The following is an 18,846-nucleotide window of genomic DNA, read 5'->3' as shown; positions in this document are numbered from 1 at the left end:
TGTTTTATAAATTTAAAACTAGCACAATATATTGTATATAATTTTCTTGGTGCGACAGCCCCGTAATTTTAGGATCTGCTTCGTCTATTCTAAAGCCTATAGCAATCTTCCCAGTAATTCTCCTTTTAAAATAAGTGATGCTACATAATATGCTGTGAGGATTTTTGGGTTAGAGATTAACATTATTAAAATTATTACATATTAATATATTAAAACAATTAATAGGAGTATATATGAAAACCTTTGAAAAGACGAACTCATATTCAAGAATTGCTGCTGTTGAATATGCTAAAAAATATGCTTTAAATCCTAATCCTGAGTATCGATATTTTTCTTTAAGCAATACTGGTGGAGATTGTGCTAACTTTCTTTCTCAGTGTTTAAGGGCTGGGGGCGCTCCTTTTATTTATAATAGAGAACTCTCTTGGTGGTATAATAACATGAATACTGAAAATGTAATGGATGACACTTGGTCTATACCTTGGGCTGTAGCTCATTCTTTATATTGGTTTTTAAAAGTCAATGATGAAGGTAATCTTAGCGGTGCTAAAGGAAAAGAAGTTTTCGATATTTCTTTACTAGATTTAGGTGACCTTGTATTTTATGAGGACAGCAGTGGTTTAATATTTCATTCTGCAATAATAACCGGGTTTAGTGGCAATATTCCTCTTGTAAGCCATCATTCTTTTGAAGCTTTAAATATTTTTTATTATAACACTTGGCCAGCAAATAAAATTCACTTCCTAAAAATCTCTATATAATTGCATAAAAAAGTTATCATTGTTGAAGTAAGAAATTTATTGTTTACATCTGCTATATTTTTATTAAATAAGGCTAAATATGAAGAAAAATATAAATTATCAAATTAACATAATGATGGTATCTTATATAAAGGATACCATCATTTTATTATCTCCTTTTGCTAAAGTTTAAGAAATATTATATGATAATATTAAAAAATTCTAATTTACAATTAAAATTGGAGGATTTATGAATTATATTGATTTGACATACCCTATTAAAGATAATTTAATATCATATTCAAAGGAAGAAACTCCTCACATATACCCTTTATCTACCATAGATAGAAATGGCTTTGAAGTAAATAGATTAATTATTACTACTCATACTTGTACCCATGTAGATGCACCTAAACATATTTTTGATGATGGAAATACTATCGATAGATTATCTCTAGAAAATTGTTTTGGAAAAGCTTTTATAATGGATTTCTCAAGCTACGAAGATACAATTATTTCCTTGGAAATTTTTTGTAAATATTATCAATGTGAAGTTGACTATATTTTATTTTATACAGGTGCTGAAATATACTGGAATACTAATGAATATTTAAATAATTATAAGTATCCTTCTTTAGAACTTTGCAATTACCTAAGCAATTTACCTATTAAAGGAATAGGAATGGATACTATTTCTGTAGATAGCAATCAAAGTAAATTATTTGAAAATCATAGGGTTTTATTAAAAAACAATAAAATTATTATTGAGAATTTAAAAAATTTATCGCTTTTAAAAAATAAATTATGTGATATTTACATATTTCCATTAAAAATTCACAATGGAGATGGAGCTCCTGCTAGAGTTATAGCAAAAATATCAGATGTATAAAAAATAAAAGAGGTTAGCCTAAGCTAGCCCCTTACTTTTTATAGATTTCTTTCGTAAGCTTCTATCATTCTTTTAACCATTGTTCCGCCTACTGATCCATTTTGTCTTGAAGTTAAGTTTCCTTTATCCATGCTTTCATAATTTGATAATCCTAATTCAGTAGCTATCTCAGCTTTAAACTGATTTAATCCTTTTTTAGCTTCTGGAACTAATACTCTGTTTGATGAATAATTTGCCATAATGTTTCCCTCCTAATTTAATTTTTTATTTTGTTTTGTAATATAAGTTTTACCCAATAGAGCATTTATATGTTATGGAATCGAAGGAAACATTGGTAATACTTGATGCAATATATAATCTTTGGATTTAAAATATACTTTAATAATTATTTGATCACACAAATCCTTATAATACAATTGCATCTATTAAATTTGTGTTTTTTTCTATTAAAATTTCATTTAATAAAAATAAAAAAACTCTCATCCTCACAAATACGCAAGGATGAGAGTATATTTTCTATAATTTTATTAAATATTATTTTAAGTATTCACGAAAAATTTTACTTATTATCTTTCACTTGCCTTAGAAATGGCATCTTGGTGTTGTGGATCAACTCTTCCATCTTTATGTCTAGTGCTATTCAAAAAATGTATATCCATGTGTCCATCAATGCCGTTACCTTTTATTACATCTAAGTTTTGCCCTGTACCATATTCTCCTGAACGATTATCTACTGTTTCATAAGCTGGATAGGAATCTAAACCTGCATGCGGCATTGCGCTCATAGACGCTGCATATCTTTCACCATTTATATCTAATATAACAGGTCTTCTCTCCCAAGAAAATCCTCCCCAAATCTTTATCACTGCATCTGTATCCTCTTTTGTCAAAGTTTCTACATCAGCATGATTATCACCCATAGTTCTTTTTACTTTAAATTTTATTCCAGTAGACACATCTTGTACCTCTGCGATGGTTTCTCTAGAAAAAACATATGTTCCCTTATCCCACCAATCTACAGTTTGTACTGAGTTGCTAACTTCAACTGCTGTATTAGATTTCTCCACACTTAAACTTCTTGACATTATTTCTTTATTAAGATCACTTGAACCTCCTCTAGATGGTGAGGATTGTTTAACACTATTATTTACTACTTTTTCTTCTTGCCCAGAGTCGTTGCTTAATACTACAATTTGTTCATTAGCTTTACTTTCAGCATAGCCATATTGCTCCCCTACTTTTTCTGTATTTTTTACCATAACCGCTATAAAAAATACTACTCCAAATAATAGGGTAATATGAACCTTAGACTTATTATTCATAATATCTCCTCTCTATAGCCTACGAAGTTAGTTGACGGGTTCGGGTTGAGAGCACCCTACCAAATAAGGATTCACCCCAATTTAATATCCTCCGTTGTAAATATACATTAGGCTTTTTTATAGTTTATTTATATAAAACATAAGCTATAAAAAAATATATCAAAAAGTTATGAACGAATTGTGAATTTTCAATACTATTATTTCCATTTCTCCTATTGAATTCATGGTAATATTCCCTCTTTATGACAACCTTATAACTGGCAGTGATTTTATTCATTAAATTTTACTCTTTCGCTGTACGGAGTCCCCCCTATATTTCCAGTTGGAGAAAAACAAGAAATATTATTTACTTTTCCTCTTTTAAACACAATAGGAATAAGCTGAATTTAAAATTCTGCTTATTCCTTGTACAATTATATGCTTATATGTTAAGTAATAGCTTTGCTACAGAAAAATATACTATCAAAGCACACGCATCTACAATGGTAGTTATTAGAGGACTTGCCATTATAGCTGGGTCAACCTTTAATTTTTTAGCGAATATAGGTAATACCGCACCTACAATTTTAGCTAAAACAACAGTAAACAATAGTGTTATACACACTGTTAAGGACACCATTAAATCTGTTCCTTGTAAATAATAAATTCTAAGAAAATTAACAAATGATAATAATACACCAACAATTAAACTTACACCTAGTTCTTTAGTTACAACTCTTAATGTATCTTTTTCATCAATTTCTCCTAATGCTAAACTTCTAATAACAAGGGTAGCTGACTGAGAACCTGAATTCCCACCAGTATCCATTAACATAGGTATAAAGAAGGTTAATACCACAACTGATTGTAATACATCTTCAAATTTTTTTAATATACCTCCAGTAAAAGTTGCGGATAACATAAGAATTATTAGCCAAGTTAACCTATTCTTTGCTAAAGTCCACACTCCAGTCTCTAGATAAGCCTCTTCTGAAGGAGCCATAGCAGCCATCTTTTGAAAGTCTTCAGTATTTTCTTGATCAATTACATCAATTATATCATCAATAGTTATAATACCAGTTAATCTATCTTCTTTATCCACAACAGGAACAACGATTATGTCGTATTTTTTAAATATACTTGCTACGTATTCTTGATCTTGATGTGTATTTACATACACTACATCCTTATTCATTACTTCTTCCACTTTAAGGTCATAATCGCTTAATATTAGTTTTCTCAATGACACTATGCCCTCTAATTTTCTATGACCATCAATAACATAACAATTATATATGGTTTCCTTATTTATTCCAGTAAATTTAATGTGTTCAATAGCTTCTCTTATAGTCATATCCTTCTTTAAATCAACATACTCTATTGTCATTAAGCTTCCCGCTGAACTTTCAGGATAATTTAGAAATTCGTTTATAAGTTTTCTTTCTTCTACATTAGAATTTTGCAATATTTTTTTTACTACCTTCGCAGGCATCTCTTCTAGTAAATCTATCATATCGTCAAAATAAAGTTCATCAATTATGTGTTTTATTTCTTTATCTGTAATTGAATATATGATCTTTTCTTGAAATTCTGTATTTATATAATTAAATACATCAACAGCTAGATCTTTTGGTAACATTCTAAAAATTAATATGGCTTCAGATAAATCCAAATTTTCTATTATTTCTCCAATGTGAACCGGATTTAAATTAATTATTTTCTCCCTTACCTCAGCGTATTTTTTTTCAGAAATCAGTGATAATATCTCTTCGATTTCCCATTTCATTTACATCAGCTCCTATGCATCACCATACCTTTAGACGTTATGGCATATTTTCCTTTACTGTTCTTTAACGTACACCTATAGGGCCCAGGGTCAATATCCATAACTATCACCTTCTTTCTATATTATAATTACATTATATTCAAAACATCAAAATAAAACCTAGATTTTGTTAGAATAAAACCCACGTCTTACTATGATAATTTTACCACACAAGTATGAATAATTCAATTTATAGAGTTTTTCGAAAAATTCCCCTTGAAAACCTATAATGTAAAAAAACAGCCCTTACTAAATTTAGGACTGTTTTTTACCTATGATTTTAAATTCTATTTAAAAGGCTGGAACTATATTACCATTGTATTTTTCTTCAATAAATTTTTTTACTTCTGGAGATGTCAATGCTTTTGTTAATGCTTTTATATGTTCTTTTTCTTTATCTTCTTTCCTTACCGCTAACACATTAGCATAAGGTGAATCCAGTGATTCTATTACTATAGCATCTTTTGCTGGATTTAAGTCAGCTTCGATAGCATAATTTGCATTTATTACAGCGGCATCAATATCATCTATCACTCTCGGAAGTTGTGCAGCATCTAGTTCTGTTATTTTTAAGTTCTTTTTATTTTCTGTAATATCTACCTTTGTTACAAGTTCCCCTTCTTTAACCTTGATTAAGCCCGCATTTTCTAATACCCTTAAAGCTCTTGCTCCATTAGTTGGGTCATTAGGAATAGCAATTTCCGCTCCATTTTTTAGTTCTTTTACATCCTTAATTTTTTTTGAATAAATCCCCATAGGCTCTATATGAACTTTTGCAGTATAATCCAATTCGTAATTCTTTTCTGCTATTGTTTTATCTAAAAAGGGAATGTGTTGAAAAAAGTTTGCATCTAAATCTTTTTCAGCCAGAGCTGTATTTGGTATTTGGTAATCTGTAAATTCTACAATCTTTAGTGTATACCCTTCTTTTTCTAATATTTTACCTGCTTCTTTTAATATTTCTGTATGAGGAACTGGAGTTGCTCCTACCACTATTTCCTTTTTGCTTTCATTTCCACCTGTTTTTCCTTCGTTACTTTCTGCGTTTTTCCCACCAGAACATCCAGCTAATCCTACTGCCAATAACGCTGTTGCTAATAAAACTGAAATTTTTTTCATTATAAATCCTCCTTAAGAATTAAAATTTTATTTATTTAAATTTCTATAAACTAAATTACCAAAACTTTGTATTATTTGAACTAGAATAATCAAAACTATGACAGTATAAATCATAATCTCTGTGTTAAATCTATTGTATCCATAGCTTATAGCTACATGTCCTAGTCCTCCTCCACCTACTGCCCCTGCCATGGCGGAATAACCTATTAGGTTTATTATGGTTAATATTATTCCTCTTATTATAGAAGGAAAAGCTTCCTTTACCATTACCCTAAACAATATTTGAGTATTTGTAGCTCCAAAGGACTTCGCCGCTTCTATAAGGCCTGGCTCAACTTCTTTTAATGCTGATTCTAAAACTCTGGCTGCAAAAGGCGCTGCACCTATTGTCAATGGAACTATTGCAGCAGGTGTACCGATGCTTTTTCCAACTAATAATTTAGTTAAAGGTATTATTGCTATCATTAATATAATAAAAGGGAAAGATCTTAAAACATTTATTAATAAATCTAAAATGCTAAAAATAAATTTATTAGGTTTTAATCCTTTGTCATCAGTAACTACAAGAACTATTGCTAAGATGAATCCAATAATAACAGCAAACATAGTGGAGTATCCAACCATAAACATAGTTTCTTTTAAGGCGGTTATTAATATTTCTTTATACATGTTACATCTCCTCCCATCCTATAGATTTACTACTTAAGTAGTTCAATATTTTCTCTTTATATTCTTTATTCACATTTATTATTAAGCTTCCTAATACTTCTTGTCTAAAGTTTTCAAGTTTTCCCCAAACTATGGAAAAGTCTATATCTAATTCTCTAGCCATTGAGGTTATTATTGAAGATTCGCTAACTTCACCTGGGAAAAATATTTTTATATTTACTCCATGATTAGGAAGTAATTCATCCCCTTCTAATAATCTCTTTAACTCTCCTTCTGGTTTTAAGAATAGCTCTTTTACAAGTCCGCAAGTCTTTATTTCACCATCTTCTATTAATGCTACTCTATTGCAAATTTCTTTTATAACCTCCATTTGATGAGTTATTATAATTACAGTGATATTTAACTTCTCATTTATCTCCTTTAATAAAGATAGTATTGATTTAGTAGTTTCTGGATCTAGAGCAGAAGTTGCTTCATCACAAAGTAATATTTTAGGCTCTAAGGTTAATGCTCTGGCTATAGCAACTCTCTGTTTTTGACCACCGCTTAACTCCCTTGGATAGCTACTTTTTTTATCCTCCAATCCAACTAAATTTAATAACTGAGTCACTCTTTCTTTTATATATTTTTTATCCTTGTTCCAGAGTTTTAAAGGTAGAGCTATGTTATCAAAAACGTTTGAAGTGTTTAGCAAGTTAAAGTTTTGAAATATCATACCCATCTCTTTTCTAAGTTTTCTTATTCCATCAGAAGTAAGTTCTTTTACTTCCTCTCCCATGACTTGTATACTTCCTTCGGTATATCCTTCTAAACCATTTAAACATCTTAATAAGGTAGATTTACCAGCTCCGCTTTTACCTATTATTCCAAATATTTCACCTTCGTTTATTTCTAAGTTTACATCTTTTAATACTGCAATATCGTTATAATTTTTGCTTACTCCTTGTATTGCTATCATTTAAATCCTCCTTATGCATTAATAAAATAGACCTGAGGATATCCTCAGGTCTATAACCTATTTATCCTCATCTTCCGGTAATCACCGCAGGATTTAGCACCTCGTATTTCTACAGGTTGCTGGGTTTCATAGGGCCAGTCCCTCCACCTCTCTTGATAAGCTTTTATTCAATTAATAAAGCCTGAGGATATCCTCAGGCTAAAAACCTAGTCTTTTCCTCATCTTTCGGTATACACCGCAGGATTTAGCACCTTGTATTATTATTAAATAATACTGGTTGCTGAGCTTCACAGGGCCAGTCCCTCCACTTCTCTTGATAAGCTTTATTACATTTTTTCTTGTTTTCTTGTTGTAATTATTATATTAGTATTTAAATTCATTGTCAATACCAAAAATAAATATTTTTTTTATAATTGTTAAGATTTTTTTAAGGAATACTTAAAGGTAACTTTAAAAACCCATGTTAGAATGATATTAGTTGGTCATACTGATTAATATGATATTCTAAGGAGGACTGAATTAATGAATGTACTTGAAGTAGATAATCTATGTAAAAGATTAGGTAGTAGGCCTATTATAAGAGGAGTTAATTTTTCTGTAAAGGAAGGAGAAATTTTTGGGTTTTTAGGACCAAATGGAGCAGGTAAAACTACTACTATAAGGATGCTAGTAGGATTAATACATCCTAATGAAGGTCACATAAAAATAATGGGGAAGGATTTATTTAAAGAAAGAGAAGATGCTCTTTCTCATATAGGTGCTGTAGTAGAAAATCCAGAATTATATGGATATCTTACTGGTAGAGAAAATTTAATGCAAATTGCAAGAATAAGAGGTATATCAAAGGAAAAAGTAGATGAAATCATTGATATAGTAGGTTTAAATGATAGAATTGATGATAAAGTAAAAAAATATTCTCTTGGTATGAAACAAAGATTAGGTATTGGAGCTGCACTATTACCTGAACCTAAACTTCTTATATTAGATGAACCTACTAACGGTTTAGACCCTAGTGGTATATTGGAATTTAGAAGTTTAATAAAAAATATTTCCCGTGAGAAAAAAACTTCATTTTTTATTTCATCTCATATTCTAAGTGAAATTCAATTATTGTGTCACAGAGTAGCTTTTATTAATAAAGGAATAATTCAATCTATAGAAAATACTAACGAAATTGGAGATAAGCCTTCTAAAGAAATACTAATTATAGCTACTAAAGAAATTGACAAATGCAATAAAATGCTGAAAAACTTAGAGTTTGTTCATGATATAGAGTTAGAAGGGGATAATTTAGTAGTAAGTTTAGATGCAAATCATGCACCTAAATTAATTAAAGAGCTAATATCCTTTGGCATAGAATTAGAAGAGGTTTATAAAAAACATAAAGGACTAGAACAAAGATACATGGAACTAATGGAGGGTGGGAAAAATTAATGCTTACATTGATATATAACGAAATAAGGAAACTAATAAGAAGACCAAAGACTATAATAGTTTACATAGCTTTTATTGCTTTAATGGCGGTAGTATCTGTTGCTGGATATAAAACGGAACAGCGAAGAATTAAAATGAATACTCTTGAAGCCCAAATTGAAACATATAAAAACTACAAAGAATCCCTTTTACACGAAAAAAATAATGCCCCTGAAGATGAGAAAGCAAACATTGACTTAAATATTAAAGAAATCGAAAAAGAAATTGTAGAGTTAGAAAGTTTAATAAAATCCGGTAAAACAGAAAGAGATTGGAAGGGAGAACTTAAGACAAATATTGAAGCTATTGAAAAAGAATTATCAAATTCAAATGATAAATCCGCAGATAAATCTAATCAACAATTAGAGTTAAATAAATTAAAATATCTATATGATAATAATATAAATCCACAGGAGGAATATGCTTTTAATGGATTTAACTTTCTTAAAATATTAATAAATGATATATTAGGATCTTTGTTATTGGTTATTGGAGTAATTCTTTTTGTTTCTGATATAGTATCTGGAGAATGTACACCACCAACTCTAAAATTTTTATTAATACAACCTGTATCTCGTGGTAAAGTATTATTGTCCAAGTTTATAGCAGTAACTATTTCATCCCTATTACTAATTGTTTCCTCAGAACTTATATTCTTTGTAATCATAGGGTTGTTACTTGGCTTTGGTAGTGCTAATTTTCCTGTTATTACTGGAACCTTATATAAGTTTGACTATAGTAAATTAGATATGCTTGGTAAACCTGCTTTTGTGGAATTAGCCGATAGTAGTAAAATAGTGCCTTTATGGCAATATACTTTAAATATGTTATTAATACAAGCTCTATTTATAGTTGCCTGCGCGGCTTTTGCATTCTTAGTATCTTCTATTTTAAAAAGCAGCATGGCCTCCATGACATTAGGTATTATATCTGTTATCATGGCTACAATTTTGTCCCAAGTAATTCCTGCTGTAATGAAAAGATCTCATTACTTGTTTACAAGTTATGGAAGTATATCTAATATTTTTGATGGAACTATGGCCCAAAGATTACAAAATCCATCTATTACCACCCCGTATGCAATAACTATTTTACTTATTTGGATAACGGTTTGCTATGCAATATCTCATTTTGTATTTACTAAAAGAGATATTTTGATATAATCAAAACTCTGATGACAAAATATATTTATCAACAGTGTAGTAAAAATAGATGCTTAAATTAAGCATCTATTTTTATTATTTTTTTATTTGTTATATTTTTCTAAATAAAAACTCTTCTTTTTTACTATATTATTAAGTGCATATATAAAATAATCTATTTCATCGAAATTATTATAAGCCCCCAAACTGGCCCTTACCATGCCAGGTCTATTTCCATGTTCTCTTGATATTCTAATAACTTCTTCTGGACTTATATTCAACAACCTTTGAACATAAGGATGTGCGCAAAAACATCCACTTCTAACTCCTATTCCAAACTCATTAGATAATATTTTCGAAACAACTTCATGATACATTCCTTCCACATTAAAGGTTATTATAGATACATTTTCATTGCAATTCTTACAATATAAATTCACTTGTGGTACTCGCTCTATGCGGCTTAACGTGTATTTTAGTAATTTATTTTCATATTCCTCTATATTTTTCATATTTAATTTATTTAGAGTTTTAATTGCAGATGTGAGGGCTACAACTCCTAATACATTAGGAGATCCTGCTTCATCCTTTTCAGGAGTTTTAAGCCATCTTACATAGTCGTGAGTTACAGCATCTACAGTTCCTCCTCCAGAATAATCTGGTGGCAAATCCTCTAGCTCATCCCTAGGTCCAATTAAAACACCTATACCAAATGGAGCATACATTTTATGCGCAGAAAATACCAAGTAATCTATATGCTCTGAAGAATCAAAATGTTTAATATCTACAGGAGCATGGGGAACTAATTGGGCTCCATCTACTAAAATCTTCGCACCATAACTATGAGCAATTTTAGCAATAGTATGAATTTGATTTTTATATCCTGTTACATTAGAAGCACCTGTAACTGCCACAAGACTGACTTTTCCTCCATGTTTTTTTAAGCTCTCTTCTAAATGCTCTAAACACAATTTACCATACCTGTCCACTTTAACATACTCCACTTGAAATTTTCTCCAAGGTAGATCATTTGAGTGATGTTCCATTTCTGTAGATAAAATAACAGTGTCTTTGTATTTATTGTATAACATATTAGATAACTTATTAATTCCTTCTGTTGCATTCTTTACAAATATAATTGATGAATTATTTAAATCTGCACCTATAAACTTAGCTACAGCCTTTCTTCCATCTTCATAAAATTTAGTTGAAACTTGCGACTTATACCCCATTCCTCTGTGTATAGAAGAATAATATGGTAGAAAATCTAATAAATCTTCAACAACATTTTTAAAAGCTGGAGTGGTAGCTGCATTATCTAAGTTGACATATCTTACTCTTCTTCCATTAGCTATAGGTACTAATGTGTTTTCTCCTACAACTAAATTATAATGATTGTACATAAATCTCCACTCCTAATAATTCTCTTTATATATACTATGAGAGTGGAGAGAAATGAAACATTATTTTTAATCTATTTTTTCGCGTATTTATCAATTATAGCTCTTGTTACTATAAGATAAACAATTAAATTCCCTGGTGTATTTAATATTCCAAACAATCCCCAAAGCCAATACTCTCTCTCTCCTCTTTTTTTCGCGTCATTAAATATCCATAAACCCTGTAGTAGAAGTATTGGGATTATTATAAATACAAAAATTACATGAAATTTATTTAGCTTCATAATCTGTCCTCCTTTAGAAGAAGGTTTTTAGTTATAGGTAGTACAATAAAAGGGGCTAACACCATTATGATTATTTGAGAATATATTATAAATTCTATTCCCCATATGAAAGTTAAGCTGAATACCCCTAACAAAAGCGCAAATGCCAAGGAAACAAAAAGTAAATTATCTTTTATTCTATTTCTTTTTTCTTTAATCGCCATGCCTTTTTCCATTATCTCTTCTACATTTAAACTTATATCAAAATTGTCATTTGTTAAAATATCCATAAATTCCTTCATCTTTTCAAAGTCTTTATTATCATTCATCTATTATCCCTCTTTCCTTCATTTTTTTACCAAAGTTTTTATTGAATTATGAAGTCTAGATCTAACTGTACCCACGGGACATTTCATAATGTTCGCTATTTCCTCATAAGTAAAATTATAGTAATGCTTTAAAATAAAAGTTGTTCTTTTCTCATAAGGCAATTCTTGTAATATTTCTAAGGCTTGCTTTATTAAAATATTGTTTAAAGCTTTATTTTCTAAATTATTTGTAGTGGCTTCTATTTTCTCATCAAAAGATACTATATTCTTATTTTTTCTTAACTTATCTCTATATAGATTTGTAGCAATGGTGATAAGCCAAGTAGAGAATTTATACTTAGGAGTAAATTTATCAATGTTAATTATAGCTCTCAGCAAAGTTTCTTGTACAATATCCTTTGCTTCTTCAATATTTCCAGTAAGCTTTATTGCATATCCTTTTAATATATCATAATTATTATTTATTAAGAGAGTCATAGCCTCCTTATCTCCATCTTTAGCTGATTTCACTAAAATTTTCTCTTCTATCAAGTCTATCACCTACCTAAAGGCTTATACTAATTTCTCATATATGAAGCTTTTCGTTATTTTATCAAATAAAATGTAATCTATAATATAAATAATTGCCCCCAATATTAGCAAAATAGTATTAGTCAATAAAAAAACACCTGTTATTTGACCAACTATTAATAAAATTATAGGCAATACTATAAGTCCACTAACTTGTTGTGCTTCTTGAAATGTTTTAGACTTAGCCGAAACTAAAACAGTAAATGTAAGCCCTAATAATGTAATTGCAGGCACTAAATAAAGTATTAATATAGTCCATTTCATATCAGGAAAAATAATTCTGCCGAAATATTTCCAACCTCCCAAATTTACCACTATACCAAATGCCAGAAAAGAGAGTATAGTTATACAATAGGACGGTATAAACACTCCAAATACTTTACCCCTGAACAATTCTTTTAAGCTCATAGGCGTATAAAATAAAGTCTCTAATGTTTTATGTTCCCTTTCTCCAACAAAACTACTAGCTCCAATTATACTTGAGCACATAATTGGTATTAAAAGAAAAAAAGCTGGAAAAATATAATCTATGGATGCTTTGATTATCCTTTGCTCTATAGAAAGTTCTCCATAACCTAGAGGTAAAATCTCCAACAAACCTTTCATATCTTTTATAAGACTAGAAGTATCTTTAGAAAAATTAACACTTATTAAAATTATACTAGGCATTATAACAACCATTATCATAGGTACAATTATCATGGGCAAGTATATTTGTTTTGATGAAAAAACTTCTTTTATATCTTTCTTTATTAAAGCAACCTCTTTATTACTCAATCTTATCCCCCCTTGTATAAGCAAAATATAATTCTTCTAAACTACATATTGAATTTTTAACTTCATAAATCTTACCACCCTTATTAATCACATTAGTCAATATTTGAGGAATCTCTTCTTCTGAACTTATTTCTTTTTTGTATATGCCACTGCTCTTTTCTAAAAACCCCAAATTATTAGGAATATCATACCCTCTTATTATTAAATTATCCTTTATCCCTTTCTCTTTTCCCAATTCTTTAAATTTTCCAAAGCCTAATATCTTTCCCTTGTTAATAAATCCATAAGTATCACATATATCTTCTGCATACCTTAATTGGTGAGTACACATAAACACAGTAGTACCGCTTTCATAAACCATATTCTTTATAAGTTCCGTTACATTCTGAGCAGTTTCAGGATCTAAACCTGAGGTTGGCTCATCTAGAAAAACTATTTTAGGATTATTAATTAAAGCAATAGCTAAACTTATTCTTTTTTTCATACCTGTACTATATTCTTTTACTTTTTTGTCTTTATGCTCATATAATCCTAATTTTTTCAGTATATCTTCTACCCTAGTCTTTAAAACAAGATGAGGTAGATCATGTAACTTTCCAAAAAACATTAGATTTTCTTTACCAGATAAATTTTCATAACATGCAGCTGTCTCAGTCATTACTCCACAAATTTTACGAATTTCATGGGCCTCTTTTACTATATCTTTTCCTAATATTCTTGCTCCCCCTGTAGTAGGTTCTAGTATGCCATTTAAAATCCTTATAGTTGTGGTTTTACCAGAGCCATTGGGCCCTAAAAACCCTACAATAGAGCCTTGTTCTATTGAAAAACTAATATTCTCAATAGCTTTATAAATTCCATCATAAGTTTTAGTTAAGTTTTCTACTACTATTCCTTTCATTTTATCACTCCTCACTCCTTTAACGTTCTATTCACCAAAAAGTTCACTCAAAAAAATAATAAACTGCAGGATTTTACTGCAGTATTATTTCGAATATGTTTCTATTAATTTTTTCATTGTAGATACAGTTAATATAGGCCTACTCCCTACTGAAACTTCCCCCGCCAACATAACAGCATATACACCATTTTTAACAAAATAATAAATGTCACTCATTTCACTTAAAGTGGGTTTTATATTCCTTTTCATAGAATCTAATATGTAAGTAGCAATAATAATATTCTTATTACTATTTTTTATTTGCTTTATTATATTTTCTTGAACCATAGGAATTTCTTCATAATTTATCTCTGAAATTAAATCTCCCCTTCCTATCATTACTGCATCACTTTCATTCAATATCTCTTCAAAATTATCTATTCCCTCTTTGCTCTCTACCTTTGCCCATAATTTAACCTTTTTACCATTGGAGTTTTTATTTACAAAGTCCCTAAATTCTTTCATATTTTCACCATAACACACATATGAAAGGCATATTATATCTACTCCTCTATTTAATCCCCAAAGTATGTCCTTCTTATCTTTCTCTGTAAGTCCCATAAATCTTCTATCCATACCTGGAGCATTGACTCCCTTTTCTTTTCTAATCATGCCGCCTCTTTTCACAACAGTTTTAATGGCACTTTTATTATTATCTAAAACTTCAAATTCCATTGTACCGTCTTTCATATAAATTGTTTTTGTGGATTTTACTAATGAGAGATCCTTTTGTAATGAAATTGGAACATAAAAAATCCTATTTTCTATGCCATCTCTTGTCTCCTTATAGTCATTTTCGCTACAAAAATATACTATATCTCCAGGAAACACCTTATATTGATGGTGAAAATTTCTACTAACTCTAATTTTATTACCAGCTAAATCTTGAAGTATAGAAACATTTTTATAATTTTTTTGTGTGTAGTTAATTAAAGTCTCAGTCTCCTTATAATTTATATGAGAAAAATTAAATCTTAAAATATCTGTACCTGATTTTATGAGTTTATCTATGGAATCTATATTATTAACCTTCGGACCAATAGAACAAATAATCTTCATACAATACACATCCTATTCCATAATTTGCATACAAATATACAATATCATACAACTAACTATTTAGAAAGTCTTTCTTTTATTACATAATCATAAATATTGTTTATAAGTATTTTTAGTATAGCATAGATAGGCACTATAACAAAAGCAGCTAAAGGCCCTCCAAAGGCAACAGCTCCTATTACTAAAAATATATCTGTTAATGGGTGTATTTTCATAGTATAACCCATGATAGCTGGCACTACTACTCTGCCTTTTAAAGTTTGAACTACAATAAAAGTAATCGCGAGTTTTATAATCATTTTAAATCCAATTGAGATTGCAATTATTGTAGGAATAATCATGGATATAAAGAATCCAATATAGGGGATAAATGCCAAGATAAATGTGAGTGCTGAAAATAATAATGCATTAGGTATATGTATTATTCTATATCCTATGTATATCATTGTAGCAAGAGAAATTGCTACTTTACTCTGCCCTATTACATATTGGGATAAGACTACATGACTTTCTTCTAGTATATTACTTGCAATACTTTTATATTTATAAGGCAATAAATTTATAAAACCATTTTTAAATTTTTCTCCATCCTTTAACAAATAAAAAATTGTAATCATTATTAAAAGAAATTTTGAAAAACTATCCATGACATATTTAAATCCCTTATGCAAATTTGGAATTATATTCTCTATATATTTATTCATAGATTCCATAAAGATTTTATAAATATTATTCATATCTATGTATTTGCCAATTTGGTCTAGCCTCTTATTAATATCACTATTTTTTTCTCCAATGTTTTTAAATTGATTTATTAATCCATTTAATTCAGGAATAATTGATTGGCTAAAATAAAAAAAGATTCCTGATAAAATAAATATCCAAATTGTCAGAGTAAGCACTGAAGCTACAGATGATTTTAGTCCTTTCTTTTTAAACACTTCATTTAATGGTCTAATTAAATAATAAAAAAACAAAGAAATCATTAAAGGAGCAATAACTGACTTTATTAAAATTCTTATTAATTTATATAGAATAGTCACCTTTGTAAAAAGAATTAAGCTTATAAAACCTAAATTTATTATTAAGAGATATTTTATTATTTTTTCTTCCATTACATACTCAATCCTTTATTATTTTTAATATTATTTTTACCAAGGTGATAAATAATATTAAAGAGATTTAATATATTGGAAAAATAATTTAGTTAGATGTTTAGATTCATAGTTTTTTAGATTATGTATCTATTCATCTAAGCTCTATTAAATCTATTTGTAAAACACAAAAGAGCTAAGTATGTAGTGAAATAGCGACTTTTTTCGTAGCGGCTTCACTATATGTTTAGCTTTCTGTTTGAGAAACTAAATTATCTTTGTAGAAAGTAGAAATTTGTAATTAAGAAATCAATTTAGATGTGCAACAAATAAAAAATGCTCTATAATGCTTCTTATGCTATCTCGCTTCAATAAGAACTTCTAAAATTTATTTTATAAAACTCCCTAATGCTGGCAAGCTCCCTTCGGTCAAACATGTACAGCATATTAACGATATCTTTCTAAAATAAATTAAGAATTTCTAGATTTTGCTTAAATGCATAGGCCACATTACATAGCATTTTTAAGTTTTGCACATGGATAAAATTCCTATAGGAACTTTTACAATTAATCTTCACTTTTAACTTTTAAATCTTAACTCCTTTATACCGTATAGAACTTAAAGAACTTATCTTTCTTTTCTAATAACTCTTTGAGACTTCCTCTTTCAACTATATGTCCATTTTCCATATATATTATCTCATCATATGAACTTAATAATTCCTCACTCATTTTATGAGTAATTGTAATTAGTGTTAGATTTTCTATATTTAAAAGCTTACTTTCTATATCATAAGCTGTTTGCATATCTATAGCTGAAGTACCTTCATCTAGTACAAGTATTGGTGTTTTTTGAATTAGTGCTCTAGCGATTGCAATTCTTTGCCTTTGTCCCCCTGAAAGATTACTACCATTTTCACCAACTAAATAATTTAACCCATTAGTTTCCTCCCCTATAAATTTATTTGCACCACTTAAATTTAAAACATTATTTATCTGTTCCTCTGAGAATTCCTTATATAAACATATATTATCTTTTATAGTTTTATCAAACATATATACATTTTGATGTATAATGGAAATCATTTCGTTTAACTGTTCTATATTTAAATTCTTAATATTATTTCCATCAAATTTTATATTTCCGCTAAAATCAGAGTAATATCCAAGCATTAGCTTTATTAGAGTAGATTTACCACATCCACTTTCCCCTACTATTGCATATTTTTTGTTTTTATCTATCCTTAAACTTATATTATCAATAACAGGTCTTTCATTGCCATAATTAAAAGATAAATTTGATACCTCCAATTCATTATTAAAATAAGGTTTATCTTTACCTATAAAATCATTATCCTTATAAGTAGAAAACTCATCAATTCTTTTAATTATAGGTTTAACACTATTAAGCTTAGGAACATTACTCATTATCATTATTACTGGATGTACGAAAGTACCTGAAAGTTGAACAATGGCAATAAGCATTCCCATGGTTAAGTTACCTTTTATAACTAAATACCCTGATAAAAATATAGCTACAAATTGTGTTCCCAGTCCTAACATTTGAGATAGTGATTCATTTATCACAAATATCTTATCAGCTTCGAATTTTGCATTAGCTAAATTATTATTCTCCTCTTGAAACTCTTCAGTTATATTGTTTCTTAAATTATATGACCTAATAACGTCGTATCCAGAAAATATATCCTTAATTTTAGAAGTAAAAAATGATAATCTGTTTGAAAGTTCTAATTGCTTACTTTCTAAAGCTTTTCCAAATATACTTGGTACTATAAAAATTAATAACATGCTTATGAATATTCCTAATGTAACCAACGGACTTAGATATAGTAAGAGAATAACTGTTACCACAAACATAACACTATATTGAAGAATTAAAAGTAATGGAACAACATAGTTCTCTTCTATTAATTTCATATCATTTGTTAATACTGAAATATAATCAGCTGTATTTTTTGAATTAAAATCCTTATAGTTTCTTCTAAGTATCCCAAAAAACAATTTATTTCTTAGCATTTTCAATAAATTTCTAATGAACATTTTACTTAAAATATCATATATAAAATATAGTAATCCTATAAGAATACCATATCCTACCGAATATATTAATATTCTTTTAAACCCCACCATGTTTCTACTAGTAACATAATCTATAGTGATTTGAATAAATAATGATAGTCCTACCATAGCTACTGATGATACTACGCTGAATATAACCGTTAATACTAATAACAGTTTATTTTTTCTAATACATTCTTTCATAATAATTCTCCTGAC

19 protein-coding genes and 3 riboswitches are annotated in these 18,846 nt (G+C 28.8%); of the genes, 4 read left to right on the top strand and 15 right to left on the bottom strand.

Going from position 1 to position 18,846, the window contains the following annotated elements:
- The first annotated feature begins 233 nt into the window (after window positions 1-233).
- The gene (locus RYO54_RS01220; RefSeq protein ID WP_315114733.1) at window positions 234-761 is read left to right on the top strand and encodes an amidase domain-containing protein; all 528 of its coding nucleotides are present in this window, start codon (window positions 234-236) and stop codon (window positions 759-761) included.
- A 229-nt stretch (window positions 762-990) separates the two neighbouring features.
- Window positions 991-1,629, top strand: a complete 639-nt coding sequence (locus tag RYO54_RS01215) for a cyclase family protein (protein WP_315114731.1) — start codon at window positions 991-993, stop codon at window positions 1,627-1,629.
- Window positions 1,630-1,667: 38 nt separating this feature from the next.
- On the opposite strand, the gene RYO54_RS01210 is transcribed toward RYO54_RS01215, so the two are convergent.
- The 6 genes from RYO54_RS01210 to RYO54_RS01185 form a co-directional block, all read right to left on the bottom strand.
- Complete coding sequence (locus RYO54_RS01210) at window positions 1,668-1,868, bottom strand: alpha/beta-type small acid-soluble spore protein (protein WP_315114729.1); 201 nt, start codon at window positions 1,866-1,868, stop codon at window positions 1,668-1,670.
- A gap of 327 nt (window positions 1,869-2,195) precedes the next feature.
- Window positions 2,196-2,951 (bottom strand): hypothetical protein, encoded by a 756-nt coding sequence (locus RYO54_RS01205; RefSeq protein ID WP_315114726.1) that lies wholly within the window; start codon window positions 2,949-2,951, stop codon window positions 2,196-2,198.
- Between the two features lies 1 nt (window position 2,952).
- Window positions 2,953-3,075: riboswitch (cyclic di-AMP (ydaO/yuaA leader) on the bottom strand.
- A gap of 297 nt (window positions 3,076-3,372) precedes the next feature.
- Entirely contained in the window at window positions 3,373-4,716 is a 1,344-nt protein-coding gene (gene mgtE, locus RYO54_RS01200; RefSeq protein ID WP_315114724.1) for a magnesium transporter, read from the bottom strand.
- 330 nt (window positions 4,717-5,046) lie between these two features.
- Window positions 5,047-5,874, bottom strand: a complete 828-nt coding sequence (locus tag RYO54_RS01195) for a MetQ/NlpA family ABC transporter substrate-binding protein (protein WP_315114722.1) — start codon at window positions 5,872-5,874, stop codon at window positions 5,047-5,049.
- Between the two features lie 27 nt (window positions 5,875-5,901).
- A complete protein-coding gene (locus tag RYO54_RS01190) occupies window positions 5,902-6,543 on the bottom strand; it encodes a methionine ABC transporter permease (RefSeq protein WP_315114720.1) in 642 nt (213 codons plus the stop codon).
- A 1-nt stretch (window position 6,544) separates the two neighbouring features.
- Entirely contained in the window at window positions 6,545-7,501 is a 957-nt protein-coding gene (locus RYO54_RS01185) for a methionine ABC transporter ATP-binding protein (RefSeq protein ID WP_315114718.1), read from the bottom strand.
- Between the two features lie 64 nt (window positions 7,502-7,565).
- Window positions 7,566-7,663, bottom strand: a riboswitch (SAM riboswitch).
- Window positions 7,664-7,716: 53 nt separating this feature from the next.
- Window positions 7,717-7,824: riboswitch (SAM riboswitch) on the bottom strand.
- Window positions 7,825-8,023: 199 nt separating this feature from the next.
- Between RYO54_RS01185 and RYO54_RS01180 the strand changes: the two genes are divergently transcribed.
- Window positions 8,024-8,935, top strand: coding sequence for an ABC transporter ATP-binding protein (locus RYO54_RS01180; RefSeq protein WP_315114714.1), 912 nt, complete (start codon window positions 8,024-8,026; stop codon window positions 8,933-8,935).
- Window positions 8,935-10,137: an ABC transporter permease subunit gene (locus RYO54_RS01175; protein WP_315114712.1), complete on the top strand. Its 1,203-nt coding sequence runs from the start codon at window positions 8,935-8,937 to the stop codon at window positions 10,135-10,137. Before RYO54_RS01180 ends, RYO54_RS01175 begins: the two co-directional genes overlap by 1 nt.
- An 83-nt stretch (window positions 10,138-10,220) precedes the next feature.
- On the opposite strand, the gene RYO54_RS01170 is transcribed toward RYO54_RS01175, so the two are convergent.
- The 9 genes from RYO54_RS01170 to RYO54_RS01130 all read right to left on the bottom strand — a co-directional run bounded on the left by RYO54_RS01170 (window position 10,221) and on the right by RYO54_RS01130 (window position 18,831).
- The gene (locus tag RYO54_RS01170; RefSeq protein WP_315114709.1) at window positions 10,221-11,519 is read right to left on the bottom strand and encodes an aminotransferase class V-fold PLP-dependent enzyme; all 1,299 of its coding nucleotides are present in this window, start codon (window positions 11,517-11,519) and stop codon (window positions 10,221-10,223) included.
- A gap of 71 nt (window positions 11,520-11,590) precedes the next feature.
- Complete coding sequence (locus RYO54_RS01165) at window positions 11,591-11,800, bottom strand: hypothetical protein (protein WP_315114707.1); 210 nt, start codon at window positions 11,798-11,800, stop codon at window positions 11,591-11,593.
- Entirely contained in the window at window positions 11,797-12,108 is a 312-nt protein-coding gene (locus RYO54_RS01160; RefSeq protein ID WP_315114705.1) for a hypothetical protein, read from the bottom strand. The genes RYO54_RS01165 and RYO54_RS01160 overlap by 4 nt, the downstream gene beginning before the upstream one ends.
- Before the next feature lie 18 nt (window positions 12,109-12,126).
- Entirely contained in the window at window positions 12,127-12,648 is a 522-nt protein-coding gene (gene sigY, locus RYO54_RS01155) for an RNA polymerase sigma factor SigY (protein WP_315114704.1), read from the bottom strand.
- Between the two features lie 12 nt (window positions 12,649-12,660).
- Window positions 12,661-13,455, bottom strand: coding sequence for an ABC transporter permease subunit (locus tag RYO54_RS01150; protein WP_315114702.1), 795 nt, complete (start codon window positions 13,453-13,455; stop codon window positions 12,661-12,663).
- The gene (locus RYO54_RS01145) at window positions 13,448-14,356 is read right to left on the bottom strand and encodes an ABC transporter ATP-binding protein (protein WP_315114699.1); all 909 of its coding nucleotides are present in this window, start codon (window positions 14,354-14,356) and stop codon (window positions 13,448-13,450) included. The genes RYO54_RS01150 and RYO54_RS01145 overlap by 8 nt, the downstream gene beginning before the upstream one ends.
- Window positions 14,357-14,440: 84 nt before the next feature.
- On the bottom strand, window positions 14,441-15,454 hold the full coding sequence (locus tag RYO54_RS01140) for a pyruvate kinase (RefSeq protein ID WP_315114698.1): 1,014 nt from the start codon (window positions 15,452-15,454) through the stop codon (window positions 14,441-14,443).
- A 56-nt stretch (window positions 15,455-15,510) separates the two neighbouring features.
- Window positions 15,511-16,569 (bottom strand): AI-2E family transporter, encoded by a 1,059-nt coding sequence (locus RYO54_RS01135; protein ID WP_315114696.1) that lies wholly within the window; start codon window positions 16,567-16,569, stop codon window positions 15,511-15,513.
- Between the two features lie 582 nt (window positions 16,570-17,151).
- Window positions 17,152-18,831 (bottom strand): ABC transporter ATP-binding protein, encoded by a 1,680-nt coding sequence (locus tag RYO54_RS01130; RefSeq protein ID WP_315114694.1) that lies wholly within the window; start codon window positions 18,829-18,831, stop codon window positions 17,152-17,154.
- Window positions 18,832-18,846 lie beyond the last annotated feature (15 nt).

The organism is uncultured Clostridium sp., from assembly GCF_963515715.1.
Taxonomy (GTDB): Bacteria; Bacillota; Clostridia; order Clostridiales; family Clostridiaceae; genus Clostridium_AW.
Note: the sequence above shows the minus strand (reverse complement) of the source record. Positions and strands in the feature narration are given on the sequence as shown.